The sequence below is a fragment of the Pseudomonas sp. Pdm06 genome, from assembly GCF_014851795.1.
Taxonomy (GTDB): Bacteria; Pseudomonadota; Gammaproteobacteria; order Pseudomonadales; family Pseudomonadaceae; genus Aquipseudomonas; species Aquipseudomonas fluorescens_AA.
Map to the genome: position 1 here is coordinate 44,742 of NZ_JACVAH010000015.1, position 26,216 is coordinate 70,957.

The 26,216-nt window shown below is 62.3% G+C and carries 21 protein-coding genes and 1 pseudogene; 14 read left to right on the plus strand and 8 right to left on the minus strand.

The window, feature by feature from the left end; genetic code table 11:
- Window positions 1-21: 21 nt before the first annotated feature.
- Together IB266_RS22545 and IB266_RS22550 are read right to left on the minus strand one after the other, a co-directional pair.
- Complete coding sequence (locus IB266_RS22545) at window positions 22-1,587, minus strand: phospholipase D family protein (RefSeq protein ID WP_192262504.1); 1,566 nt, start codon at window positions 1,585-1,587, stop codon at window positions 22-24.
- A 61-nt stretch (window positions 1,588-1,648) separates the two neighbouring features.
- Window positions 1,649-3,082, minus strand: coding sequence for a PLP-dependent aminotransferase family protein (locus IB266_RS22550; protein WP_192262505.1), 1,434 nt, complete (start codon window positions 3,080-3,082; stop codon window positions 1,649-1,651).
- Window positions 3,083-3,261: 179 nt separating this feature from the next.
- Between IB266_RS22550 and IB266_RS22555 the strand changes: the two genes are divergently transcribed.
- Window positions 3,262-3,507 (plus strand): DUF1127 domain-containing protein, encoded by a 246-nt coding sequence (locus IB266_RS22555; RefSeq protein WP_060740070.1) that lies wholly within the window; start codon window positions 3,262-3,264, stop codon window positions 3,505-3,507.
- 113 nt (window positions 3,508-3,620) lie between these two features.
- Here IB266_RS22555 and IB266_RS22560 read toward each other — a convergent pair whose 3' ends face one another.
- On the minus strand, window positions 3,621-4,934 hold the full coding sequence (locus IB266_RS22560; protein WP_192262506.1) for an NAD(P)/FAD-dependent oxidoreductase: 1,314 nt from the start codon (window positions 4,932-4,934) through the stop codon (window positions 3,621-3,623).
- Between the two features lie 145 nt (window positions 4,935-5,079).
- Between IB266_RS22560 and IB266_RS22565 the strand changes: the two genes are divergently transcribed.
- Window positions 5,080-5,433 carry a YkgJ family cysteine cluster protein gene (locus tag IB266_RS22565; RefSeq protein ID WP_018602566.1) on the plus strand — a complete coding sequence of 118 codons (354 nt, stop codon included), beginning with the start codon at window positions 5,080-5,082 and terminating at the stop codon, window positions 5,431-5,433.
- A 63-nt stretch (window positions 5,434-5,496) separates the two neighbouring features.
- On the opposite strand, the gene IB266_RS22570 is transcribed toward IB266_RS22565, so the two are convergent.
- Window positions 5,497-5,985, minus strand: coding sequence for an Lrp/AsnC ligand binding domain-containing protein (locus IB266_RS22570; protein ID WP_003206849.1), 489 nt, complete (start codon window positions 5,983-5,985; stop codon window positions 5,497-5,499).
- Window positions 5,986-6,141: 156 nt separating this feature from the next.
- Between IB266_RS22570 and dadA the strand changes: the two genes are divergently transcribed.
- The 6 genes from dadA to IB266_RS22600 all read left to right on the plus strand — a co-directional run bounded on the left by dadA (window position 6,142) and on the right by IB266_RS22600 (window position 12,283).
- Window positions 6,142-7,446, plus strand: coding sequence for a D-amino acid dehydrogenase (gene dadA / locus IB266_RS22575; RefSeq protein ID WP_060743108.1), 1,305 nt, complete (start codon window positions 6,142-6,144; stop codon window positions 7,444-7,446).
- Window positions 7,418-7,771, plus strand: coding sequence for a RidA family protein (locus IB266_RS22580; RefSeq protein WP_060740072.1), 354 nt, complete (start codon window positions 7,418-7,420; stop codon window positions 7,769-7,771). The genes dadA and IB266_RS22580 overlap by 29 nt, the downstream gene beginning before the upstream one ends.
- Before the next feature lie 94 nt (window positions 7,772-7,865).
- Window positions 7,866-8,939: an alanine racemase gene (gene alr, locus IB266_RS22585; RefSeq protein ID WP_060740073.1), complete on the plus strand. Its 1,074-nt coding sequence runs from the start codon at window positions 7,866-7,868 to the stop codon at window positions 8,937-8,939.
- A 128-nt stretch (window positions 8,940-9,067) separates the two neighbouring features.
- Entirely contained in the window at window positions 9,068-9,616 is a 549-nt protein-coding gene (locus IB266_RS22590; protein ID WP_017135864.1) for a cupin domain-containing protein, read from the plus strand.
- A 183-nt stretch (window positions 9,617-9,799) separates the two neighbouring features.
- A complete protein-coding gene (locus tag IB266_RS22595; RefSeq protein ID WP_192262507.1) occupies window positions 9,800-10,213 on the plus strand; it encodes a c-type cytochrome in 414 nt (137 codons plus the stop codon).
- A 135-nt stretch (window positions 10,214-10,348) separates the two neighbouring features.
- Window positions 10,349-12,283, plus strand: a complete 1,935-nt coding sequence (locus IB266_RS22600) for an acetyl-CoA hydrolase/transferase family protein (protein ID WP_192262508.1) — start codon at window positions 10,349-10,351, stop codon at window positions 12,281-12,283.
- Window positions 12,284-12,390: 107 nt separating this feature from the next.
- Here IB266_RS22600 and IB266_RS22605 read toward each other — a convergent pair whose 3' ends face one another.
- The gene (locus IB266_RS22605; RefSeq protein WP_192262510.1) at window positions 12,391-12,963 is read right to left on the minus strand and encodes a xanthine phosphoribosyltransferase; all 573 of its coding nucleotides are present in this window, start codon (window positions 12,961-12,963) and stop codon (window positions 12,391-12,393) included.
- A 58-nt stretch (window positions 12,964-13,021) separates the two neighbouring features.
- Window positions 13,022-15,031, minus strand: coding sequence for a DNA helicase Rep (rep, locus tag IB266_RS22610; RefSeq protein WP_060740076.1), 2,010 nt, complete (start codon window positions 15,029-15,031; stop codon window positions 13,022-13,024).
- A gap of 272 nt (window positions 15,032-15,303) precedes the next feature.
- On the opposite strand from rep, the gene IB266_RS22615 reads away from it, so the two are divergent.
- Entirely contained in the window at window positions 15,304-16,977 is a 1,674-nt protein-coding gene (locus IB266_RS22615; RefSeq protein WP_060740077.1) for a putative bifunctional diguanylate cyclase/phosphodiesterase, read from the plus strand.
- 111 nt (window positions 16,978-17,088) lie between these two features.
- Here the strand turns inward: IB266_RS22615 and IB266_RS22620 are convergent, their stop codons facing one another.
- Entirely contained in the window at window positions 17,089-18,483 is a 1,395-nt protein-coding gene (locus tag IB266_RS22620) for a NorM family multidrug efflux MATE transporter (protein WP_081015468.1), read from the minus strand.
- A 158-nt stretch (window positions 18,484-18,641) separates the two neighbouring features.
- Here IB266_RS22620 and IB266_RS22625 point away from each other — a divergent pair, with 158 nt between their 5' ends.
- The 4 genes and pseudogenes from IB266_RS22625 to IB266_RS22635 all read left to right on the plus strand — a co-directional run bounded on the left by IB266_RS22625 (window position 18,642) and on the right by IB266_RS22635 (window position 23,179).
- Complete coding sequence (locus tag IB266_RS22625; protein WP_060740079.1) at window positions 18,642-19,562, plus strand: LysR substrate-binding domain-containing protein; 921 nt, start codon at window positions 18,642-18,644, stop codon at window positions 19,560-19,562.
- A 345-nt stretch (window positions 19,563-19,907) separates the two neighbouring features.
- Window positions 19,908-20,822 (plus strand): annotated as a pseudogene (locus IB266_RS31255) (Cache 3/Cache 2 fusion domain-containing protein); the annotation flags it as partial.
- A 180-nt stretch (window positions 20,823-21,002) separates the two neighbouring features.
- Entirely contained in the window at window positions 21,003-21,725 is a 723-nt protein-coding gene (locus tag IB266_RS31260; RefSeq protein ID WP_371914151.1) for a methyl-accepting chemotaxis protein, read from the plus strand.
- 239 nt (window positions 21,726-21,964) lie between these two features.
- A complete protein-coding gene (locus IB266_RS22635; protein ID WP_192262515.1) occupies window positions 21,965-23,179 on the plus strand; it encodes an aldose 1-epimerase family protein in 1,215 nt (404 codons plus the stop codon).
- 6 nt (window positions 23,180-23,185) lie between these two features.
- On the opposite strand, the gene IB266_RS22640 is transcribed toward IB266_RS22635, so the two are convergent.
- Window positions 23,186-24,679 (minus strand): YifB family Mg chelatase-like AAA ATPase, encoded by a 1,494-nt coding sequence (locus IB266_RS22640; protein ID WP_192262516.1) that lies wholly within the window; start codon window positions 24,677-24,679, stop codon window positions 23,186-23,188.
- A gap of 259 nt (window positions 24,680-24,938) precedes the next feature.
- Between IB266_RS22640 and IB266_RS22645 the strand changes: the two genes are divergently transcribed.
- On the plus strand, window positions 24,939-26,216 hold the full coding sequence (locus IB266_RS22645; protein WP_192262518.1) for a sensor histidine kinase: 1,278 nt from the start codon (window positions 24,939-24,941) through the stop codon (window positions 26,214-26,216).

Consider the following 26,216-nt stretch of genomic DNA (forward strand, 5'->3'; position numbering starts at 1 on the left):
TGCCACAAAAGCGGGCCGCCTCTAAAGCATCTTTTCCAGTCCGATGGTCGTGCTGAACCAGGCATTGAACCGGCGCCACCAGCTGCCCGGTTCGCGGTCCAGGTCGTGGATCTTGCCGTTGTCTTCGGTGGTCCATACAAGCGTTCCATCTTTCAGCCTGGCCTGGTAACTCAGGGCCGGCGCCATGCCTTGCAAGGCCAGCTCGCGGACTTGGCCGGCGAGTTCCGGGCTGTCCACCAGCACGCCGACTTCGGTGTTCCACAGCACTGAGCGCGGGTCGAAATTGAACGAGCCGATGAAGGATTTCTGCTGGTCGAAGATGATCGCCTTGCTGTGCAGGCTGGAGTCCGATTCGCCGTAGGATTTGCTGTAGAACAGATGCGGGCTGCCACCGGTGTCGCCCGGTTGTCGTCGCAGTTCGAACAGGCGCACGCCATGTTGCAGCAGGGCCTTGCGGTACGGTGCATAGCCGCCGTGCACGGCGGGCACGTCGGTGGCTTCCAGGGAGTTGGTCAGCAGGCTCACCGACACGCCGGCATCGGCGCGACTGGTCAGGTACACCAAGCCTGGCTGGCCGGGGACGAAGTAGGCGGAAATCATGATCAGTTCTTTGCTGACGCCCGTCAGCTCGGGGGCCAGTTGGGTGGTCAGCAACAACTGAGGGTCCGGTTCGTCCTTGGCCAGCACTTTGCTGGGCGCGTCCCACAGCGCCTGGTTCCAGGCCCAGATCAACTGGTCGCGCCAGGTGTCCAGGCGCGGTTGGGTCTTGTAGGCGGTCAACTGCTGGTAGAGCGCGTGGTTTTCCTTGTGGGTCTGCTCCAGGGACTCTTGCAGGCGCAGGCGGCTGTTGGCCAGGTCCTTGGGCGTGGGGCGATGGGACAGGAACTGTTCGATGGGTTTGCTCAGGGCGCTGTTCCAGTACTGGTCGAAGCTGTGGCCCAATTGTTCGGCCACCGGACCGACACTGAGCAGGTCGATGTCGGTGAAGTTCAGGTTGGGTTCGGCGTCGAAGTACTCATCGCCCAGGTTGCGGCCGCCGACGATGGCCATGCTGTTGTCCGCCAGCCACAGCTTGTTGTGCATCCGGCGGTGTTGCAACGACAGGTCGAACAGGCGTCCGAGGCCGCGAGTCAAGCCGGTGGCGCGTCCCAGGTGCAGCGGATTGAACAGGCGGATCTGGATTTGCGGATGGGCGGCGAGGGTGGCGATGATCTGGTCCTGGCCATCGCTGGTGGTGTCGTCCAGCAGGATCCGCACGCGTACGCCCCGGTCGGCGGCCTTGAGCAGTTCATCCACCAGCATCCGTGTGCTGATGCCGTCATGCACGATGTAGTACTGCAAATCCAGGCTGCCTTGGGCGTGGCGAATCAGCTCGGCCCGGGCGGTGAAGGCCTCGGTGCTGTCCGACAGCAGCCGAAAGCCCGAGCGCCCTTCATGGGCGGCGGCCTGGGCCTGGACCGAGCGGCCGAACGAGGATTCGGTGGCCGGCAGGGCCTGGGAGGGCTCGCGGGTGACATCAAGACCGGCGCAGCCGCTCAGCAGTGAGCCGACTAACAGTAGCGCAGGCAGGATCGGTCTGGATCTCACGTAGGATCGTTCCGCTTGTTCACGTTGATCGGCTATTGGGTGCTGCTTCCCTGGATAAAGTTCAGACGACGTCGCGCTGGGTTTCGTTCAACAGCGCGATAGCGGCGGCCCCGACCTTGCGCACGGCCTCTTCGATCTGGGCCGTTGGCTTGGCAGCGTAGTTCATCCGCAGGCAGTTGCGGTACTTGCCCGATGCCGAAAAAATACTGCCGACGGCGACCTGCACGCCTTGGTCCAGCAGCGCCCGATTGAGCCTCAGCGTGTCGAAGCCGTCGGGCAATTCGATCCACAGCATGAAACTGCCCCGTGGGCGACTGGCACGGGTGCCCGCTGGAAAATAGCGGCTGACCCAGTCGATCATCACGTCGCGATTGCGCTGGTATTGCGTACGCATCCGCCGCAAATGGGGTTCGAAATGCCCGCCCTTGAGAAACTCGGCAATGGCAATCTGCGGCTGTGGCGCGGTGGAGCCGGTGCTGATGTATTTCATGTGCAGCACCCGCTCCAGATACCGGCCTGGAGCAACCCAGCCAATGCGCAGGCCAGGCGCCAGGGTCTTGGAAAACGAACTGCAGAGCAGCACGCGACCGTCTTCATCGAAGGACTTGATGGTGCGTGGGCGGGGGTAGGTGTAGGCCAATTCCCCATATACATCATCTTCGATGATCGCCACGTCGAAGCGCTGTGCCAGGTTCAGCAGCGCGCGTTTATTGGCGTCGGGCATGATGTAGCCCAGCGGGTTATTGCAGCTGGGGGTCAACTGTATGGCCTTGATGGGCCATTGCTCCAGGGCCAGTTCCAGTGCATCCAGGCTGATGCCGGTGAGCGGGTCGGTGGGGATTTCCAAGGCCTTCATGCCCAGGCCCTTGAGGGTTTGCATGGCCCCGTGAAAGCTGGGTGAGTCCACGGCGACGATATCGCCTTGTTCGCAGGTGGCGCGGATGCTGACCGACAGGGCTTCATGACAGCCGGTGGTGACGATCAGGTCGTTGGGGCCCAGTTGGCAGCCGGAGTCCAACGACAGTCGGGCGATCTGTTCACGCAGTTCGAGGTTGCCGTAGATGTTGTCGTAATACAGGCCGGGCATGTCTTGCCGGCGGCTGATCTGCGCCAGGCTGCGCAGCAACGGTTTCATGGTCGGCGAGTTGATGTCCGGCATGCCGCGTCCCAGTTGCACCACATCCGGGCGCGGTACGGCGCGTATCAGCTCCAGCACCTGGTCCCACTGGGAAATATCCACGGGGCGCTGGGCCGGACGCCCTACTACCGGCAGGTCTGGCAATTCGCGGCCCACGGGTACGAAGTAACCGGACTTGGGTCTCGGCATCGCCAGCCCACTGTCCTCCAGCACCCGATAGGCCTGCTGCACCGTACTCAAGCTGACCCCATGTTCCGTGCTCAATGCCCGCACCGACGGCAGCCGGTCGCCGGGGCGGTAGAAGCCCTGTTCGATGCGGGTGCCGAGCAGTTCGGCGAGGTTCACGTAGAGGGTCATGGTGCGCTCCCGATGAGATGGACAACTGCGACCGATACAGTTGGATTGGAAAATGACAATTCAGTGGCGGAAATACCGAATCTGTATGCTTATAAAAGAAATAGGTTGGATCTGTATTGCTTTTAGCCGTTCGCGCATCATGAAACCTCTGGCTACCCAAGTAAACAGGAGCGATCAAAATGAACGGCTTGAGCGATGTGCGGCTGACGTTACACAGTCAGGAACTGGCGGCAGGGCAGGAGAAGGGGCTGCGCAGCGCGACATTGCGCAATTCGCCGTCCGGCCTGAGCCGCTGGGCCCTGTTCTGGCATCGTCTGCATACACGCAGGGCCTTGTTGGAACTTACACCCGAACAGTTGCGTGACGTCGGGCTGAGTCGGGAGCAGGCGTTGGAGGAGGGGCTCAGGCCGTTCTGGCGGCTTTGAAGTGGTGCCGGCCCGGAGACGGCTATCGCGGGCAAGCTTTGCTCCCACAGATTGAAATGGCCTGTGGGAGCAAGGCTTGCCCGCGATAGCGTCGTCAGTCCTGGTGAAGCTCTTTAAACCAACTCTTTCAACCGATGCCACAACATCCCCAGCGCCAACAGCGGTGAGCGCAAGTGCTTGCCCCCCGGGAAGGTCATGTGCGGGACCTGGGCGAACAGGTCGAAACCGCTGCTGTGCTGCCCGCTGATGGCTTCGGCCAACAGTTTGCCGGCCAGGTGCGTGGCATTCACCCCATGGCCGGAATAGGCCTGGGCGTAATACACATTGGGCTGGTCCTTCAGCCGGCCGATCTGCGGCAAACGGTTGGCACCAATGCCGATCATCCCGCCCCATTGATAATCGATTTTCACATCCGCCAATTGCGGGAACACCTTGAGCATTTTCGGACGCATGTAGGCGCCAATGTCCTGCGGGTCGCGGCCGGAATAGTGACAAGCCCCGCCGAACAGCAAGCGGCGATCCGCCGAAAGCCGGTAATAATCCAGTGCGACCCGTTGATCACAGACGGCCATGTTCTGCGGCAACAGCGCCTGTGCCTGGGTCTGGCTCAAGGGCTCGGTGGCGATGATGTAGCTGCCGGCCGGCAGGACTTTGCCGCCGAGTTGCGGATTGAGTCCATTGAGGTAGGCATTGCAGCCCAGCACCAGTGTCTTGGCACGGACCGAGCCCTGTTGGGTGTGCACGTTCACCTCAGGGCCGTAGTCGATGCGCGTGACCGCCGATTGTTCGAACAGCCGTACCCCCAATTGCTGCGCCGCGGCGGCTTCGCCCAGGGCCAGGTTCAACGGATGCAAGTGGCCCGAGCCCATGTCGATCAATCCGCCGACGTAGCGATCCGAACCCACGACGCTGTGCATTTCGTCGGCTTGCAGCAGTCGGGTCGGGTGGCGATAACCCAGGCTGCGCAATTCTTCGGCGTCTTCGGCGAAGCCTTCCAGGTCGCTGGGTTTGTTGGCAAGGTCGCAGTAGCCCCAGGTGAGGTCACAGGGGATTTGAAAACGCTCGACGCGCTGTCGGACGATTTCCACGGCTTCGAGGCCCATGAGTTTCATCTGGCGCACGCCGTCGGTGCCGATGAGCGGCGCGAACTGGTCGAGGCCATGACCGACGCCACGGATCAATTGGCCGCCGTTGCGCCCGCTGGCCCCCCAGCCGATCCGGTGCGCTTCCAGCAGCACCACGCTCATGCCGCGTTCGGCCAGTTCGATCGCCGTGTTCAACCCGGAGAACCCGCCGCCGACGACGCAGACATCCGCCCGCAACTCACCCTGCAGCAGCGGATGGTCCGGTTGCGGCAGGCTGCTGGCGGCGTAGTAAGAGGCGGCGTGCGCGTGGTTCGGGACCGGTTGCTGAACACGGGCGTTCATGTGCGTAATCCTGATTGTTGTGTTTGAGAAATTTTACGGAGCATAAGCCGGGGCTTCCTTCCTGGGCAACACCGGTCGGTTGGTGCTGTCTGGCACGCGGCCTTTAAGGCAGAATCCCGGTTTGTCCCTCTCGGTAACCGCCTCGATGAGCTGCAACAGTCAGAAGATCCGCACGCTACGCCAGCAGATTCCCTCGTTCGAGTGCGTACCGGGCTGCCATGACTGCTGCGGTCCGGTCACCACCTCGCCCGAGGAAATGGCCCGCTTGCCCCGCAAGACCCGCGCCGAACAGGACGCGGCCATGGACGCCTTGGACTGCGTGCACCTGGGGCCCAACGGTTGCACCGTCTACGACGAGCGACCGCTGATCTGCCGGCTGTTCGGCACCACGGCGACCTTGCCGTGTCCCAATGGCCGGCGGCCAGTGGAACTGATTCATCCACGGGTCGAGAAGCAGATTCATGAGTACATGGCCAGCACCCGGCAGGTGTTGGTCTAGCCGCCAGGGAGACCGAGTGGCGGCCCTCGCGAGCTTGCTCGCGAAAGCGGTCCGGAGCCAGGCTCAATCCGGAATCGGCAGGTTCAAGCTTTCCTTCACTTCTTCCATCACGATGTAACTCTTGGATTCGCGCACGTGGGGCAGCTTGAGCAGGATGTCCCCCAGCAGCTTGCGGTACGAAGCCATCTCGGAAATCCGTGCTTTCACCAGGTAGTCGAAATCCCCTGACACCAGGTGACATTCCAGCACGTGAGGCAGTTTCAGTACGGCGCGTCGGAACTCTTCGAAGGTGTCGCCGGATTTGTAGTCGAGGCTGATCTCGACAAATACCAGCAGGCTGCCCTTCAAGTGCTGCGGATTGAGCCGGGCGTTGTAGCCCATGATGATGCCCTCGCGCTCCAGGCGCCGAACCCGCTCGGTACAGGGCGTGGTGGACAGGCCGACCTTTTCCCCCAGCTCGGTGAAGGAGATCCGCCCGTCCGCCTGGAGAATGCGCAGGATGTTGCGGTCGATCTTGTCCAGCTCGCGTTTGGTCTGGGTGTTGGTACGCACAGGTGATGCGCCTCCATAAAAAGGGTTTTTGCCGAGAATTCTCGCCAAATATAGGTGTTTATATAGTGAAAAGCACTGGCTGATCTTTTTTACACTGCGCCCATCAAAGCTTTGTACAACAAACGTCAGCGGTTCATCCGCGATGAGGGCATCAACATGCGCGTTCTGGTCTTGGGTAGCGGCGTCATCGGTACCGTCAGTGCTTATTATCTGGCTCGTGCCGGGTTTGAAGTAGTGGTGGTCGACCGTCAGCCAGCGCCTGCCATGGAAACCAGTTTCGCCAACGCCGGCCAGGTGTCGCCGGGTTATGCCTCGCCATGGGCCGCGCCGGGCGTGCCGCTCAAGGCCATCAAGTGGCTGCTGCAACGGCATGCGCCACTGGCGATCAAGGCCACGGCCGACATCGACCAATACCTGTGGATGGCGCAGATGTTGCGCAACTGCACCGCCAGCCGCTATGCCATCAACAAGGAACGCATGGTGCGCCTGTCCGAGTACAGCCGTGACTGCCTCGACGAGCTGCGCGCCGAAACCGGGATTGCCTACGAGGGCCGCAGCCTGGGGACTACACAGTTGTTCCGCACCCAGGCCCAGCTCGATGGCGCGGCAAAAGACATCGCCGTGCTGAAAGAGTCCGGCGTACCGTTCGAAGTGCTCGACCGCGAAGGCATCGCCCGGGTCGAGCCGGCCCTGGCCAATGTCACCGACATTCTGGCCGGTGCCTTGCGCCTGCCTAACGACCAGACCGGCGACTGCCAGATGTTTACCACGCGCCTGGCGGAAATGGCGGTGAAGCTGGGTGTGCAATTCCGCTTCGGCCAGGATATCCAGCGCCTGGACTTCGCTGGCGACCGCATCAACGGTGTCTGGATCGACGGCAAGCTGGAAACCGCCGACCGCTATGTGCTCGCCCTGGGCAGCTATTCGCCGCAATTGCTCAAGCCCCTCGGGATCCGCGCGCCGGTGTATCCGCTCAAGGGTTACTCCCTGACCGTGCCGATCACCAACCCGGCGATGGCCCCGACCTCGACCATTCTCGACGAAACCTACAAGGTCGCGATTACCCGCTTCGACAATCGCATTCGGGTGGGCGGCATGGCGGAAATCGCCGGTTTTGACCTGTCCCTCAACCCGCGTCGGCGTGAAACCCTGGAGATGATCGTCAACGACCTTTATCCTCAGGGCGGCGATCTGGCCGAGGCCAGTTTCTGGACCGGTTTGCGTCCGACCACCCCGGATGGCACGCCCATCGTCGGTGCCACGCCCTTCAAGAATCTGTTCCTGAACACCGGCCACGGTACCCTCGGATGGACCATGGCCTGTGGTTCCGGTCGCCTGTTGGCCGACCTGATGGCGAAGAAAAAGCCGCAGATCAGCGCCGAAGGCCTCGATATTTCCCGTTATGGCAGCAAAACCCAGGAGTCTGCAAAACATGTCAATCCAGCGCCAGCTCACCAATGACCGCATGAGCCAGGTTGTCGTGCACAACGGCACCGTTTACCTGGCCGGGCAGGTCGGCGACGACATGAACGCCGGTATTGAACAGCAGACCCGCGAATGCCTGGCCAATATCGAGCGTTTGCTGGAGTTGTCCGGGACCGACAAGACGCGGCTGTTATCGGTGACGATCTACCTGAAGGACATCGAGGCTCACTTCGCAGGCATGAACGCGGTCTGGGATAAGTGGTTGCCCAAAGGCGTCGCCCCGGCCCGGGCCACGGTGGAGGCCAAGCTGTGTGAACCGCAGATCCTGGTGGAGCTGTCCGTCGTGGCTGCGCTGCCTTAATACCTGCCTAAACGATCCCTCTTCCGGCGCTGGGTGGTTCACCCTGCCAACCTGCGCCGGTTTTTTATTCATGACCGCCTAGAAGCCTGCCGCCATGCGTCCTGCCCGTGCCCTGATCGATCTCCAAGCCCTGCGTCACAACTACCAATTGGCCCGCGAAGTCACGGGGGCCAAGGCCCTTGCGGTGATCAAGGCCGACGCCTACGGGCACGGTGCGGTGCGTTGCGCCGAGGCGCTGCAGGCCACGGCGGACGGGTTCGCCGTGGCCTGCATCGAAGAAGCCCTGGAGCTACGGGCCGGAGGGATCCGTGGGCCGATCCTGCTGTTGGAAGGGTTTTTCGAAGCCGATGAGCTGCCGTTGATCGTCGAGCATGATTTCTGGTGCGTGGTGCATTCGTTGTGGCAACTCGAAGCGATTGAAAAAGCCGCGCTGAGCCAGCCGATCACGGTCTGGCTCAAGCTCGATTCCGGCATGCACCGGGTCGGCCTGCATCCGGCGGATTACCAGGCGGCCTACCGTCGCCTGCTCGCCAGCGGCAAAGTGGCGAAGATTGTCCTGATGAGCCACTTCGCCCGTGCCGATGAACTGCACGACCCCAGCAGCACCGAGCAACTGGTCGTGTTCGAGGCGGCCCGCCAGGGGCTGGCGGCAGAGATCAGCCTGCGCAACTCCCCAGCGGTGCTGGGCTGGCCGCAGATGCCGAGCGACTGGGTGCGGCCGGGCATCATGCTCTACGGCGCGACCCCCTTCGACGAACCCAACACTGTCGCCTCGCGCCTGCAACCGGTGATGACCCTGGAATCGAAGATCATCTGCGTGCGTGAATTGCCCGCCGGTGAGCCGGTGGGCTACGGTGCTCGCTTCGTGACCACGCAACCGACCCGGGTCGGGGTGGTCGCCATGGGCTATGCCGACGGCTACCCGCGCCAGGCGCCGAACGGCACGCCGGTGCGGGTGGATGGGCAGCGCAGCCAGCTGGTCGGGCGGGTGTCGATGGACATGCTGTGTGTCGACTTGACCCATGTCCCCCAGGCCGGGCTCGGCTCGACCGTGGAGTTGTGGGGCAAGAACATCCTCGCCAGTGATGTCGCCAAGGCCGCCGACACGATTCCTTATCAGATTTTCTGCAACCTGCGGCGGGTGCCACGGCTCTATTCCGGGGGCTGAGACGAAGCGCCACCTACCGAAAGTCGCTTCACCGCACAGGATTCGGGTCAAAGTGTTGTAAATACTGAACGCTGTCGCCATGATAACGCTCACTTTCCTCACAACCTGATTCCCTGGAGGCTCCAGCATTGGACGTCGGTGAACGACTGCAATCCATTCGTAAACTCAAAGGCCTTTCCCAGCGTGAACTCGCCAAGCGCGCGGGCGTCACCAACAGCACTATTTCGATGATCGAGAAGAACAGCGTCAGCCCCTCGATCAGCTCGCTGCGTAAGGTCCTTGGCGGGATTCCCATGTCCATGGTCGAGTTTTTCTCCGAAGAGATCCTTCAGGAAAAACCGACCCAGATCGTCTACAAAGCCAACGAACTGATCGACATCTCCGATGGTGCCGTGACCATGAAGCTGGTGGGCCGGGCACATCCGAGCCGGGCGATTGCCTTCCTCAACGAGATCTATCCGCCGGGTGCCGATACCGGTGAAGAGATGCTCACCCATGAGGGCGAGGAGACCGGGATCCTGGTGGAAGGGCGGCTGGAACTGGTGGTAGGCCTCGAAACCTTCGTGCTCGAGGCTGGCGACAGCTACTATTTCGAAAGCACCAAGCCCCACCGCTTCCGTAATCCGTTCGACGTGCCAGCGCGACTGATCAGCGCAGCCACGCCGGCCAATTTCTAGACCAAGAGGCGCCAGGCCCGCGTGGCAAAGGCGCCCACCTGTTGGGCTGTCATGACAAACAAGACCCTTGCGACTTTGGGGTTGTTTCAGAGTGACAGGCTTACCGCTATACTTGCGCCCGCCTGCAAACCGTGGCCGCAGGCGTGACTAGCCACCATTGAGGGTGTACGCGTGAACCTAATTATGAAAATGCTGGCTGCACCAGCAACCGTATTGGCCCTATGGGCTGCGACCGCTCAAGCGGCGCCGAACGATGAAATCGCCAAGCGCCTTGAACCCGTCGGCCAGGTCTGCGTCCAGGGCAAGGAATGCAAGGGTATGGAAGTCGTGGCCTCGGCCGGCGGCGCCGGCGGTGCCAAGGCGCCGAAAGACGTAATTGCAAAGCATTGCAACGCTTGCCACGGCACGGGCCTGCTGGGCGCGCCGAAAATTGGTGACAAGGCTGCGTGGAAAGAACGCGCCGATCACCAGGGCGGTCTCGACGGCATCCTGGCCAAGGCCATTACCGGCATCAACGCAATGCCGCCTAAAGGCACCTGCGCCGATTGCTCGGATGACGAGCTCAAGGGCGCCATCAAAGAGATGTCCGGTCTGTAATACGTCGGCATCCTTCACAAAAAAGCCGCTTACGAGCGGCTTTTTTGCGCCTCAGATTTTTCGGGACTGTTCATCGCAACCAAGACCCGGCAAGCTCGGTCCAACCCACATTCATGGAATGTCCTGGAGGGTCCGATGGTGCAGTTGTGTTCAATCGAACAGGCGGTGGATGACGTGCTCGAGCGCCTGCCTGCGCATATTCACCTAGGCATGCCATTGGGGCTGGGCAAGCCCAACCTGTTCGCCAACGCGTTGTACCGGCGCATCGCACAGCTGCCCGAGCGACAGCTGACGATCTACACCGCCCTGAGCCTGGGCCGGCCGAACCTGGGCGATGGTTTGCAGAAGCGCTTCCTCGAACCCTTTGTCGAACGGGTCTTCGGCGACTATCCCGAGCTGGATTACCTGGTCGACCTGCACCAGGACAGTCTGCCGGCCAACATCCGCGTCCAGCAGTTCTTCATGCAGCCCGGCAGCCTGTTACACAGTGCATCCGCTCAACAGAGTTACGTCAGCAGCAACTACAGCCATGCGGCCCGGGACATCAACGCCGCCGGCTTGAACCTGGTGGCGCAACTGGTGGCGAGCGCCCCGGAACATCCGGATCGCCTGAGCCTGAGCTGCAACCCGGACATCACCCTAGACCTGCTGCCGATGATCGCCAAGCGCCGGGCGGCCGGGGAGACCATTCTCCTGGTCGGCCAGGTGCACAACGATTTGCCCTACATGCCGGGCGACGCGGAAGTCGGCATCGACGCTTTCGACCTGTTGATCGACGAGAAGGACAGCCACACGCTGTTTTCCACGCCGAACATGCCAGTGGGTTTCCAGGACCATCTGATAGGCCTGCATGCCAGTACCCTGGTGCGCGACGGCGGGACGCTGCAGGTCGGCATCGGCGCCATGGGCGACGCGTTGACGGCGGCGCTGCTGGCGCGTCAGGCCGATAACGCCGGTTACCAGGCGTTGCTGGCGGACCTGAACCTTAGCCAGTGGGCGCAACTGATCGAGCGCGAGGGCGGGGTCGAGCCGTTTGCCAAAGGGCTGTACGGTTGCAGTGAAATGTTCGTCAACGGTTTGCTGGTGCTGGCCGAGGCCGGGATCATCCGGCGCAAGGTCTACCCCGACGAGCCGACCCAGGAACGAGCGAACGCCGGAACCCTCGACGAGGCGGCACAACCCGACGGCATCTGCATACACGGCGGCTTCTTCCTCGGCCCGCGCAGTTTTTACGAGCGCCTGCGCGAGTTGCCGCAGAGCCGTCGTCTCGAATTCAACATGACGCGCATCAGTTACATCAACGAGCTCTACGGCCAGGAGCCGCTCAAGCGCCTGCAGCGCCTCGATGCCCGCTTCATCAATACCGTCTTCACCATGACCCTGATGGGGGCCGGGGTGGCCGATCAGTTGGAGGACGGGCGGGTGCTCAGCGGCGTGGGCGGGCAATACAACTTCGTTGCCCAGGGCCATGCGCTGGAGGGCGGTCGCTCGATCCTGCTGCTGCGCAGTTGGCGCGAGGCCGGGGGCGAGATCAGCTCGAACATCGTCTGGGAGTACGGCCATTGCACGATCCCCCGGCACCTGCGCGACATCGTGGTGACCGAATACGGCATCGCCGACCTGCGCGGCAAGACCGACGCCGCGGTGATCGAGGCGTTGCTGAACATCAGCGACTCACGCTTCCAGCCCAGGCTGATCGAGCAGGCGCAGAAGGCTGGCAAATTGCCGAAGGATTTCCGCCTCGATCCGCGGTTCGCCGACAACACGTCGGAGCGGTTGCAGGCAATCCAGGCTCGGCATCCGAATCTGTTTCCCGAATACCCGCTGGGCTGTGATTTCGACGGGGTCGAGCGGGACCTGTTGCGGGCGCTGAACTGGCTCAAGAGCAAATTCAAGCTCACCGAGATCCTGGAGTTGGGCAAAGCCGCGCTGGATGCGCCAGAGCCCTGGGAATATGCCGGGCATCTGGAGCGGATGCAGCTGACCAGCCCTGAAGGGCTGAAGGAGGAGCTGTTCCAGCGGTTGCTGCTGGCCGGGCTCAAGGCTACTGCACAACAACAATCAACCTGAAACCCCTGTGGGAGCGAGCTTGCTCGCGATGGCGGTCTGTCAGACACCTTTTATGTAACAGATACACCGCTATCGCGAGCAAGCTCGCTCCCACAGGGGGGATTGGGTCAGTCGATGAAGGTCACGACCCCACCCGCCAGCGACTGCACCCGGGCCAACGACTCGACGCGATAACCCTGGGCATCCAGTTCCGCGCGGCCGCCCTGGAACGACTTCTCGATCACGATCCCCAGCCCGGCGACGGTGGCGCCGGCCTGCTTGATGATGGAAATCAGCGCCTGGGAGGCTTTGCCGTTGGCCAGGAAGTCATCGATGATCAGCACCCGATCGCTGCTGGTCAGGTGACGCGGGCTGATGGCGACGGTGCTTTCGGTTTTCTTGGTAAACGAATACACGGTGGCCGACAGCAGGTTCTCCGTCAGGGTCAGGGATTGTTGCTTGCGGGCGAAGATCACCGGTACGCCAAGGTTCAGCCCGGTCATGATCGCCGGGGCAATGCCCGAGGCTTCGATGGTGACGATCTTGGTGATGCCCGAATCCTTGAACAGCGTGGCGAATTCGTCGCCGATCAGCTTCATCAATTGCGGGTCGATCTGGTGGTTCAGGAAAGCGTCGACTTTCAGGACCTGATCGGAAAGCACGATGCCTTGTTCACGAATTTTCTGGTGCAGGGCTTCCATGAAGCCTCCTCTGATGACGCCTTCAGCGCCTGAAGTCGTTGAAAAAAAGTAGTCGATTCTAGCGCTTTAGCATCGCGCGTATATCCGCCAGGGCACTGTTGCCGCGAACGACTTTGACTTCCGTCGGCGTGTCGTCGTTGCCTTCCCAGGCCAGGTCGTCCGGCGGCAGCTCATCGAGAAAGCGGCTGGGGGCGCAGTCGATCACTTCGCCGTACTGCTTGCGTTTGGCGGCGAAGGTAAAGGCCAGCGTCTGGCGTGCCCGGGTAATGCCGACATAGGCCAGGCGCCGTTCTTCCTCGATGGTGTCGGCCTCGATGCTGGAGCGGTGCGGCAGGATTTCCTCTTCCATGCCCATGATGAACACGTAGGGAAATTCCAGGCCCTTGGAGGCGTGAAGGGTCATCATCTGCACGCCTTCGGCGCCGTCTTCCTCTTCCTGCTGGCGCTCGAGCATGTCCCGCAAGACGAGTTTGCCGATGGCGTCCTCGACCGTCATCTCGCCGTCTTCGTCCTTTTCCAGGGTGTTCTTCAACGCCTCGATCAGGAACCAGACGTTACCCATGCGGTAATCGGCGGCCTTGTCGCTGGAGCTGTTGGTGCGCAGCCAGTTCTCGTAGTCGATGTCCATGACCATGCTGCGCAGCGCCGAGATCGGATCTTCCCCGGCGCACTGCTCACGTACCTTGTCCATGAAACGCTTGAAGCGCGCCAGGCGATCGGTGAAGCGGCTGTCCAGATGTTCGCCCAGGCCGATTTCATCGGTGGCGGCGTACATCGAGATCTTGCGCTCGGTGGCGTAGTTGCCGAGTTTTTCCAGGGTGGTCGACCCGATTTCCCGGCGCGGCACGTTGATCACCCGCAGGAAGGCGTTGTCGTCGTCCGGGTTCACGATCAGGCGGAAGTAGGCCATCAGGTCCTTCACCTCCTGGCGCCCGAAGAAGCTGTTGCCCCCCGACAGGCGATAGGGGATCTGGTGATGCTGCAATTTCAGCTCGATCAGCTTGGCCTGGTAGTTGCCGCGGTACAGGATCGCAAAGTCGCTGTACGGCCGGTCGGTGCGCAGGTGCAGGCTGAGGATTTCCATGGCCACGCGCTCGGCTTCGGCGTCTTCGTTGCGGCAACGGATCACGCGGATCTCGTCGCCGTGGCCCATCTCGCTCCACAGTTGTTTTTCGAACTCGTGGGGGTTGTTGGAAATCAGCACGTTGGCGCAGCGCAGGATGCGGCTGGTGGAGCGGTAGTTCTGCTCCAGCATCACCACTTTGAGCGACGGGTAGTCGTCCTTGAGCAACATCAGGTTTTCCGGCCGCGCGCCGCGCCAGGCATAGATCGACTGGTCATCGTCGCCCACCACGGTGAACTGGTTGCGTTTGCCGATCAGCAGCTTCACCAGCAAATACTGGCTGGCGTTGGTGTCCTGGTATTCATCCACCAGCAGGTAGCGGACCTTGTTCTGCCATTTTTCGAGAATGTCGGCGTGGTCCTGGAACAGCTTGACCGGCAACAGGATCAGGTCGTCGAAGTCCACCGCATTGAACGCCTTGAGGGTACGCTGGTAGTGGGTGTAGACGATGGCGGCGGTCTGTTCCTTGGGGTTGCGGGCGTTCTCCAGGGCTTCGGCGGGCAGGATCAGGTCGTTTTTCCACGAACCGATCATGTTCTTGATCTCGTCCACGCCGTCGTCGCCCGAGTATTCCTTTTGCATGATGTCGGTCATCAAGGCCTTGACGTCGGTCTCGTCGAAAATCGAGAAGCCCGGTTTGTAGCCCAGCCGCGCGTGCTCCTTTCGGATGATGTTCAGGCCCAGGTTGTGGAAGGTACACACCGTCAGGCCGCGGCCTTCGCCGGCGCGCAACAGGCCGCCGACCCGCTCTTTCATTTCTCGGGCGGCCTTGTTGGTGAACGTCATGGCGACGATATATTGGGCGCGGATGCCGCAATTCTGGATCAGGTGCGCGATCTTGCGGGTGATTACGCTGGTCTTGCCGGAGCCTGCACCGGCGAGCACCAAAAGAGGGCCGCCGACATAGTTCACGGCTTCTTGCTGCCGGGGATTGAGTCGGGACATGACAGAGTCAGGGAGTCGTTTGCGAAATGGGCCGGCATTTTAACAGGCTCTGAGAATTGTGCTGCTCTGTCCGACTTGTGACGCACACAGGATTGTCATTTGCCGCTTCTGCCACTTTCACGCAGGATGTGGAACCAATTGGGTCCCGCGCAGCATTTCGAGCGGGAAAAACCACCGAAAGCGCGTGTTTGAGAACCGTTGGCATTGGTCATTGCCCATCGGCAGGTCATAATGCCCGGCGCCTACCACCTTGCAGAGTCTAGGGAGTCAGCTTGTCAACGCCTGTCGAACCCTTGCGTTTGCTGTTATTGGCCCAAGAGCCAGAGTGGTCAGCAATACTGCGCGAGTGCCTGGTGCCCATGGGGCCCTCGGTCGTGTTGATCAGCGCCCCGAGCTGGGAGTCCGTCAGCAGCCTGTTCGAAGACAATCGCAACGCGGTGTTGCTGACTGTTGCGGCGTTGCAGCCGACGCCGGGCCGTTGCAGCCTGCCGACCATCCTGTTGCTCGAGCACGAGCCGGCGGTTGCCCCCGACGGTGCCAGCGACTGGTTGGTGCGCGATGTCCTCGACAGCGCGACCCTGCGCCGTTGCCTGCGCCATGTGCGCGAGCGCGGCGTGCTGGAAAACACCCTGCAGCGCCTCGCCGAGCAGGATCCATTGACAGGCATCGCCAATCGCCAGGGTTTCCAGACATTGCTGGCGGCGCGCCTGGCGGAAAACGACGGCCGAGGCCTGGCGCTCGGTCACCTGGACCTGGACAACTTTCGCCACGCCAACGACGCCCTCGGTCACCAGGCCGGCGACCGTTTGATCCTGCAAGTGGTATCGCGGCTCAAGGGGTCGCTCGAAGCCGGCGATCAATTGGCGCGGTTGGGCAGTGATGAATTTGCCTTGCTGATCGACACCCGCCGCGCACCGCAGCGGGCCGAATGGATGGCCGAGCGTATTACCGAAGCCTTGGCCGAACCCTATTGGGTGGACGGCGAAAGCCTGCTGATCGGTTGCAGCCTGGGCGTCGCCCATGCTCGCGCCCAGGCTGGCGCCGATCCGCTGATGTGGCATGCCCACATCGCCATGCAGCAGGCCAAGAGCACCCAGGGCTGCACCTTTCATATCTTCAACGAGCGCATCAATCGCAATGCCCGCAGCCTTGCCGACCTGGAAAGCGAACTGCGTCGGGCACTGCGCCGTGACGAGCTGGAATTGCATTACCAGCCGCGGCTGGACCTCGATGGCGGCCACATCGTCGGCCTCGAAGCCCTGGTGCGTTGGCGCCATGGCGAACGCGGCTTGCTGCCACCGAGTGAGTTCGTGCCGCTGGCCGAGCAGAGCGGTCTGATCGTGCCGTTGGGCTACTGGGTGATTTCCCGGGCACTGCGGGACATGCAGGCCCTGCGCGAACGGGGGCTGGCGCCGTTGCACATGGCGGTCAACCTGTCGTTCCGGCAGTTCCAGGACAGCCAGTTGCTGCCGACCTTGAGCCGACTGATTGCCGAGCGGGGTGTCGAGGCGCAATGGCTGGAGTTCGAACTCACCGAAACCGCCGTCATGCGCCGCAGCGAACTGGTCAAGCAGACCATGGATGCCCTGGGTCGCCTTGGGGTGCGCTTCTCCCTGGACGACTTCGGCACCGGGTTCTCCTCGTTCGTGCACCTCAACAGCCTGCCGATCGCCTTGCTCAAGATCGACAAGAGCTTCGTCGGCGGCATGGAGCAGCGCGAAGAGAACCGCAAACTGGTGCACGCCATGATCAACCTGGCCCACAACCTTAATCTGGAGGTGGTGGCCGAAGGTGTGGAAACCCAGGAACAACTGGACCTGCTACGCGGTTTCGGTTGCGACCAGGTGCAGGGCTTCCTGATCAGCAAGCCGTTGCCGTTGCCGGAATTGGTTGAGTATTTGACGTTCGAGGGTGATCAGCACTCCACACACGACGTCGTGGTCTGACACAAACCCTTGTGGGAGCGAGCTTGCTCGCGATAGCGGTGTGTCAGTCAAAATAGATGTGACAGACCTATCGCCATCGCGAGCAAGCTCGCTCCCACAAAGGCATGGATTTCACTTGGCCTGAATGGCTTCGAAACCGGGCTGCCCAGCCTCACTGCGAATCATCCGCTTCATCTTCCATTCAAACGCCAGGGTCAGGCTCACGGCCGCGCAGGCCAGCCCCAGGGCCAGGCCCCACCAGACACCGGTCGGTCCCCAGTTCAAGTGGAACGCCATCCACCACGCCGACGGTGCGCCGATCAGCCAATAGCAACCCAGGCCCACCAGGAAGGTGGTCTTGGCGTCCTTGAGCCCGCGAATGCAGCCCATGGCGATGGTTTGCGTGCCGTCGAACAGCTCGAACCACGCCGCCACCGCCAACAGGCTCACGGCCAGGTTGATCACGTCGCGGAACGCCGGGTCATCGTGGTCCAGGAACAAGCCGATCAATTGATGGGGCAGCAGCCAGAACACCATGGCGAACGCCAGCATCGCGGCCGCACCAAAGCCAATGCCGACCCGACCGGCCAGGCGCGCCCTCAACAGCTGCCCGGCGCCGTAGTGCTGGCCGATGCGCATGGTGATGGCGTAGGACATTCCGGCCGGCACCATGAACGCCACCGAGACGATTTGCAGGGCGATCTGGTGGGCCGCCAACGGCGTGCTGCCCATGGTGCCCATGCACAGCGCGGCGAACGCGAACAGCCCGACTTCCACCGCATAGGTGCCACCGATCGGCAGGCCCAGGCGCCACAGCTCCTTGAGGTATTGGCGATTGGGCCGCGACAGCCCATCCAGCAGCGGATAGGCACGGTAGGCCGGGTGCCGATGGATGTGCCAGGCCAGGGCCAGGGCCATGCAGTTGGCGACAATGGCCGTGACCAGGCCGATGCCCATCAGGCCGAGTTTTGGCAGGCCGAACATGCCGGTGATGAGCGCGTAGTTGAGCAGGAAGTTGGCCACTGTGCCGCCGAGGCTGATCACCATGACCGGCGTGGCCCGGCCGATGGCGCTGGTGAAGCCGCGCAAGGCCATGAAGCTCAGGTAGCCGGGCAGGGCGAACGGCAGCGCCAGCAGGAACTGGCCGGCGGACAACACGTTGGTTTCGGTCTGGCCGAACATCAGCAGTACGGGCTTGAGATTCCACAGCAGCAACCCGGCCATCAGCGCCATCAACCAGGCCAGCCAAAGCCCGGCCTGGGTCAGCCGGGTGGCGCCTTCGACATCGCCCGCGCCCTGGCGGATCGCGACCAGGGTGCCCACCGCAGCGATCACGCCGATGCAGAAGATCGACACGAACGAATAGGTGGCCGCTCCGAGCCCGCCCCCGGCGAGGGCTTCGGGGCTCAGGCGCGCCATCATCACGGTGTCGGTGAGCACCATGAGCATGTGCGCCAACTGCGAGGCAATCAACGGCCCCGCCAGCCGCAGGATGGCCCAGAGTTCGGTACGCACCGGATGCCGCATGATCATCACGCTCCATGTTCAAACAAGGCAGTAAAGCGACGATTCTCGGCGCTCTCGGCGGATTGCACAAAAGGATAAAAAAGATCGCTGGCATGATTAAAACTCATGCTGGATGGGTTTCTGGTAGGGTTTGCAGACCACGCCATGGAGCTTTTACGATGTCCCGTCGTCTTCCTCCTCTTTATGCGTTGCGGGCATTCGAAGCCGCGGCGCGCTATAGCTCGTTCACCCGGGCCGCCGAAGAGCTGTCGATCACCCAGAGCGCCGTCAGCCGGCACATCCGCACGCTGGAAGATCACTTTGCCTGCCGGCTGTTCCTGCGCAGCGGCCGCAACCTGCAGTTGACCGAGGCGGCGCGGTTGTTGCTGCCGGGCGTGCGCGAGGGTTTCATGGCGCTGGAGCGGGCCTGCCACACCTTGCATGGCGAAGACGGCATCCTGCGCATGAAAGCGCCTTCCACGCTGACCATGCGTTGGTTGTTGGCGCGCCTGAGTCGCTTCCGGCATTTGCAGCCCGGCAACGAGGTGCAACTGACCAGTGCCTGGATGGACATCGACTCGGTGGACTTCAACGTCGAGCCCTTCGATTGCGCCGTATTGCTGGGCAACGGGCATTTTCCGGCGGATTGGGAGGCCAGTTTGCTGTTCCCCGAGGAATTGATCCCGGTGGGCGCGCCGAACCTGTTGAACGATCAGCCCTGGGATGTGGCGCGGCTGGCCAGTGCTGAACTGCTGCATCCGACGCCGGATCGCCGGGACTGGCGCAACTGGCTGCAACGCATGGGCCTGTCCGACAAGGTTTCGCTCAAGGGTGGACAGGTGTTCGATACCCTGGAGTTGGGCATGATCGCGGCCGCACGTGGCTATGGAGTCTCCATGGGCGACCTGCTGATGGTGGCCGAGGACGTTGCCCAAGGGCGCCTGAGCCTGCCATGGCCGACGGCTGTCGCCAGTGGTGAACACTATTACCTGGTCTGGCCGAAAACCCGGCCGGGAGGTGAACGTTTGCGCCGGCTCAGCGACTTCCTTCAAGGCGAGGTCAAGGCCATGCAACTGCCTGATGTACAACGTCTAAGCTGAAACGTTGAAGTTGGCGAGCTAGCCACTTGGCACTAATCCGTGCAAACCGCTCAAGTATTTGGCTTTGCCGCCGAATCCGTGAACATGGAACCCTCGTTCAGAAAGGGTCTACTTATACCTCACCCGAATAAAATGCCGAGCGTGCGACGTGATCAGGATGATCCAGTCTCTCGGCCAGGAGCCGTCATGTCTCAACCCCGCGCCCGGATCGCCTCACAGCTAGGCCTTGCCCTTGCCGTGATACTGGCGATCGTGATCTCCGGCAGTACCGTCTTCGCCTTGCGTTCGCTGGACGCTGCCAACCTTGCCACCCGTGAAGAGCACTTGGCCAGCGAAGCGCGCCTGATGGCCGATCAGCTCAATACGTTCCACGGCACGTTGCGCGAGAGTACCCAGCGCCTGGCCGGTCTGTTCGAAAAGCGCTTCAGCGCGGGCCTGAGTGTGCATCCGGACCAGCCGGTGACGGTGGCGGGCGTACAAACCCCAGGCTTGAACCTGGGTAGCGAAGTGTTGAACAACAACTTCAAGGAAGTGGATGACTTCAAAGCGATGACCGCTGGGGTCGCCACGGTATTCGTGCGCAGCGGCGACGATTTCATCCGAGTCAGTACCTCCGTCAGCAAACAGGACGGTACGCGGGCCATCGGCACCGTGCTCGACCGCGCCGGCCCCGCCTACGGTCCGGTGATCAGCGGGCAGAGCTACATTGGTCGGGCCCTGCTTTTCGGGCGCTTCTACATGTCGCAGTACACGCCTGTACGTGACAACAGCGGCAAGATCATTGCCGTGCTGTACGTGGGCTTCGACTACACCGATGCGCAGAACGCGCAGTTCGAAAACCTCAAGCGCTTCCGCATCGGCCAGACCGGCTCCCTGGCGCTGCTGGACGAACAAAACAAATGGCTGGTGCCGCCCGCCGGCGTGCAGGCGCTGGACAACGCTACCACCGCTATCACCGGCTTGATCAAAAAGCCGGGCAAGGGTGCGTTCTGGGCCGATACCGCCGAAGATTTCTACAGCGTTGCCGTACCGTTCGAGGGTGGGCCGTGGGCGGTGGTGGCGAGCATGCCGAAAACCGAGATCCGCGCCGTGACCTGGAGCGTCGGTACGCAACTGGCCATTGGCAGCCTGCTGGCGATGCTGTTGGCGGTCGGTTCGGCAATGTGGTTGTTGCGTAGCAAACTGGCGCCACTGGGGGATCTGGTGCGCCAGGCCGAAGCGTTGGGCGCCGGCGACCTGAGCGTGCGCCTGAACGTGTCGAGCCATGACGAAATCGGTCAGTTGGCCCGTGCCTTCAATCAGATGAGCCAGGCCCTGTCGACCATGGTCGAGCACATCCGCAAGGCCTCCCAGGAGGTGAACAGCCGCGCCCAGGCCCTGTCCGGGTTGTCCAGCGGGGCGTACGAAGGCATGGAGCAACAATCCGGCGAAATCACCAGCATGGCCGGTGCGGTGGAAGAGTTCAGTGCGACCTCCTTGAACATTGCCGACAACATGGGCAACACCGAGCGTCTGGCTCAGGAAAACGCCCAGCAAACCCGCATTGGCCGGACCTCGATGGATGAAGCGTCGTCGTCCCTGGAGCAAATTGCCGGCGCGCTGAACAGCACGGCCACGGTCATCAATACCCTGGGCCAGCGTTCCCAGGAAATCGGCGGCATCGTGGGGGTCATCACCTCGATTGCCGAACAGACCAACCTGTTGGCCTTGAACGCCGCCATTGAAGCTGCCCGGGCCGGCGAGCAGGGCCGTGGTTTTGCCGTGGTGGCCGATGAAGTCCGCAGCCTGGCGTCCCGTACCCGCCAGGCCACTGACGAAATCTCCGGCATGATCAACAGCATCCAGCAGGAAACCGGCAATGCCATCAGCACCATGGAACAGGGCAACCTGTTGATGCAGGAAGGCCTGTCGCGCAACGCCAATGTGGCCTCGGCCCTGGCGCGAATCGACGAGCAGAGCCGTTCGGCTGGCCAGCAATTCGCGGCGATCACCACCGCCACCCAGGAACAAAGCAGCACCGCGACCCTGCTCAGCAGCAACCTGCAAAGCATCGCCATGGCCAACAGTGAACAGCGCCAGGTGGTCTCGAACCTGGCGGTCACCGCCAAGGAGCTGGAAAAACTGGCCCAGGACCTGCGCCAAGAGGTTGATCGGTTCCGCTGAAGCCTCCTCTCACAAGCCCGCTCCCAGAGATTCCCGGTGGGAGCGGGCTTGCTCGCGATGACGGCTGCGCAGCCAACATCACTTCAATCTGACCCACCGCTATCGCGAGCAAGCTCGCTCCCACAAATCGCTGTCGATCATGTAACCGTGATTTTTTAAGGGTATTGCTGTTTTTAAGCTTGCTGAAACGTTTCTTCAAGTCTATAAAAACCGCACAACTCCAATAAAAGGTCGCGTCCATGACTCCGCTCAAACTCCTCGTTACCCTTGGCGCCTTGGGCGCTGCCTCCCAGGCGATGGCTTGGGATTACGTCCTGCTGGATACCGATAAAGCCGCCCAACCCTGGCAAATCACCAGCCAGCAGCTCGGCGTGAAAACCGACAAACCTTTCTCCGTGACGATGCGCACCCTGCACGGTGGCCGGCAAGAGGGCGTCAGCATCGTTGATATCGACAACGGCACCCTGAAGCTTTCAGTCGTCCCGACCCGTGGCATGAATGTGTTGCAGGCGTCGGTCGGGAATGTGCGCATGGGGTGGGATTCGCCGGTCAAGGAAGTGGTCAATCCGGCGTTCATCGAGCTCAACGGCCGAGGCGGCTTGGGTTGGCTCGAAGGCTTCAACGAGTTGGTCACCCGCTGCGGCTACGAATGGGTCGGCCATCCCGGCATGGACAATGGCGAGCTGCTGACCCTGCATGGTCGCGCCGCCAATATTCCGGCCAACAAAGTCACCTTGCACATCGATGAAAAACCGCCCTACGCCATCACCCTGCGGGGCGAGTTGAAGGAGCAGGCGTTCAAGAAGGTCGATTTCTCGGTGCAGACCGAACTGGTCACCGAGCCTGGCAGCGTGACGTTCGCACTCAGCGACACGCTGACCAACAACGGCGATTACCCGAAGGAATACCAAGCGCTCTACCACAGCAATTTCAGCACGCCTTTCCTGGAGCAGGGCGCTCGTTTCGCGGCACCGGTCAAGCAGGTCTCGCCGTTCAACGACAAGGCCAAGGGCGACTTGCCCGATTGGCAAACCTACCGAGCCCCGACCAAGGATTACGACGAAACCGTCTATAACGTCGTGCCCTACGCTGACGCCAAGGGCGATACGCTCACGGTCCTGCACAACAAGGCCGGCAGCCTCGGTGTGTCGGTAGGCTTCAACACCAGCACGCTGCCGGTGTTTTCCCTGTGGAAAAACACCGATACCCAAGGCCAGGGCTACGTGACCGGGTTGGAACCAGGCACCAGTTTTTCCTATAACCGCCGGTATCAGCGGCCACTGGGCCTGGTGCCCACGATCGGGCCGAAAGAGCACAAGCAATTCCAGATCCACTACAGCCTGTTGGCAGACAAGGGCGCAGTGGATAAGGCGCTCAAGCGCATCGATGCGATCCAGAACGGTCAAAAAACCGAGGTCCGGGAAACACCGTTGGTAGACCTGAGCAAACCGTAAAACGGTTCACGCCGTAGCCGGCCGATACTGCAACGCTTCGGCCAGATGCTCGCGGCGAATGTTCCCCGCTTGCTCCAGGTCCGCCAGTGTCCGGGCGACCTTGAGCAAGCGGTGGGCGGCGCGCAGCGACAGGGTCAGCCGCTCGCAGGCGGTTTCCAGCCAGGTTTCATCGGTTGTGGATAACTTGCAATGCCGGCGCAACCCCGGTAGATCGAGGAAGGCGTTGGCGCAGCCCTGGCGGCGGTGCTGGCGCTCCCGGGCTTCGGCTACGCGCTCGGCGACCGTGGCCGTATCGTCCCCGGGTTCGAGCCTGGGGTTCAATGCCGTGGCTTCCCGGGCGACGGTCAAGTGCAGGTCGATACGGTCCAGCAGCGGGCCGGAGAGTTTGTTGCGGTAGCGCTGCACCATATCCGGTGTGCAGGCGCAACGGCCGCTGGGCTCGCCAAGATAGCCACAGGGGCAGGGGTTCATCGCCGCCACCAACTGGAAACGGGCAGGGAAGCGTACTCGGTCCCGGGCGCGCGAGACCACGATGTGCCCTGACTCCAGCGGTTCTCTCAAGACCTCCAGCACCTTGCGGTCGAACTCCGGCAGCTCATCCAGAAACAGCACGCCATGATGGGCGAGGGTGATCTCCCCTGGCTGCGGTTTTGACCCGCCACCCACCAGCGCCGGACCGGAAGCCGAATGGTGCGGCTGGCGAAACGGGCGTTGCGGCCAGTGGCTCAACGGCACGCAACTGGCCACCGACTGGATGGCCGCGACCTCCAGGGCCTCGCTCTCGGCCAGTGGCGGCAACAGCCCTGGCAAACGGCTCGCCAGCAAGGTCTTGCCGGTACCCGGTGGCCCGCTGAACAGCAGGTTGTGGGCCCCCGCGGCGGCAATCAGCAAGGCCCGCTTGGCCCCGGCCTGGCCTTGTACTTCATTCAGGTCGGGGTAGGGCTTGCTGGCCGAGAGCAGCCCATTGGAGACGAACGGCTCGACCGGCGTGTGGCCGTTGAAATGCGCCACCGCTTCGAGCAGGTGATCCACGGCGATCACCTTCAGCCCCGAGGCCAGGCAGGCTTCCTCGGCATTGGCCCGTGGTACCACCAGCATGCGCCCGGCCTTGCGCGCCGCCAGCGCCGCAGGCAATACCCCACGCACCGGACGTACCGCGCCGGACAAGGCCAGTTCACCAAGGCATTCCACGTCGTCCAGCGTCAGGGTCGGCACTTGCACGCTGGCCGACAGGATCCCCAAGGCGATGGCCAGGTCGAAGCGGCCGCCGTCCTTTGGCAGGTCTGCCGGCGCCAGGTTCAGGGTGATGCGCCGCGCCGGAAAATTCAGCCCCGAGTTGATGATCGCGCTGCGCACCCGATCCTTGCTTTCCTTTACCGCCGCCTCCGGCAGGCCAACCATCGTCAGCGACGGCAAGCCATTGGCCAGGTGGACTTCAACGGTAACGGCAGGAGCCTCGACCCCCACTTGGGCGCGGCTGTGGACAATGGCGAGCGACATGAATCGTTCCTTGAGTGAATGGGAGGCCGCGTCCTGCGACTTTTGAAGGGTAGTCGTGGGGATGAACTTGGGCGCAGCAATTGAGGGGAGAAAATTTGGCAGGATGTTTCGACTGCCAGTGACAGCCGAGGCGGCAAGCGCGATACGGTTCAGCCGATGCCATCCTTCACCCGCCCAGGCGAAATGCCCGGGACCGGCCTAGACTCCGACTTGCCCAGTCGGCACTTGGCGGTATCAACGGCACAGGGAGGAAGTGGCCATGAACGATCTGCTGGCTCTGTTAACTGACAAGCGCTTCATGCCCCATGGGCACTGCTACATGTGGCGGCCGGATCTGCTGTGGACCAATGTCATTGCCGATGGTTTGATCACCCTGTCCTACGTCACCATTCCCTTCACGCTCCTGTACTTTATCCACAAGCGCAAGGACGTGCCGTTCGACTGGATGCTGGCGGCCTTTGGCGTATTTATCCTGGCCTGCGGGACCAGCCACGTGATGGAAATCCTGACCATTTGGCAGCCTTATTACTGGTTGTCGGCGCTGGTCAAGGTGATCACCGCGATAGCTTCGGTGATTACTGCCATCCTGCTGGTCCGGCTGGTGCCGGCGGCCCTGAAGATCCCCAGCCCGCAGCAATTGGCCAAGGTCAACGAAGAGTTGCGCGAGGCGCAGGCCGAACTGGTGACCACCGCGCGCCGGGCCGGCATGGCGGAGATCGCCACCAATGTGCTGCACAACGTGGGCAATGTGCTCAATAGCGTCAACGTGTCAGCCCAGGTCCTCTACGAGAAGGTGCACACCTCCAAGGGGCCCGGGGTGGCCAAGGTCGTCCAGTTGATGAAGGAGCATCCCGACGACCTCGGCGACTTCATCAGCAGTGATCCGAAAGGGCGCGCACTACCGGACTATCTCGACAAGCTGGCCGACGCGCTGGCCATCGAGCAGCAAGGCATGATCGCCGAGTTGGCGCAGTTGACCCGCCGAATCGACCACATCAAGGAAATCGTCGCCACCCAGCAATCCTATGCCGGCAATGCCAGCGTTCTGGAGCCGGGCTCGTTGCGAGAGCTGGTCGAGGATGTCGTGCGCATTTGCGATGTGTCCCTGGCCCGTCACCATATCTCGCTGATCAAGGAGTTCAGCGATGTCCCGCAGATGCCACTGGACAAGCACCGAGTGCTGCAGATTCTGGTCAATCTGATCAACAACGCCAAGCAGGCGCTGGACGCGGGTGTGAACCGGCCGCCGCAGATCGTCCTGCGCCTGAAGGTCGTTGACGATGGGCGCGTGCGGGTCGAGGTCGAGGACAATGGCGAGGGGATTGCGCAGGACAATCTTGCGCGGGTGTTCGAGCACGGCTTCACCACGCGTGTCGACGGTCACGGCTTTGGTTTGCACAGCTGCATTCTGGCGGCGCACGAGATGGGCGGCGAGCTGACGGCGCAGAGCGCGGGGCCGGGCAAGGGCGCGCTCTTTATCCTGGAGCTGCCGCTGGCACTGACCCCGGCTCCCTCTCAGCGGGCGGCGGGTGGTTGA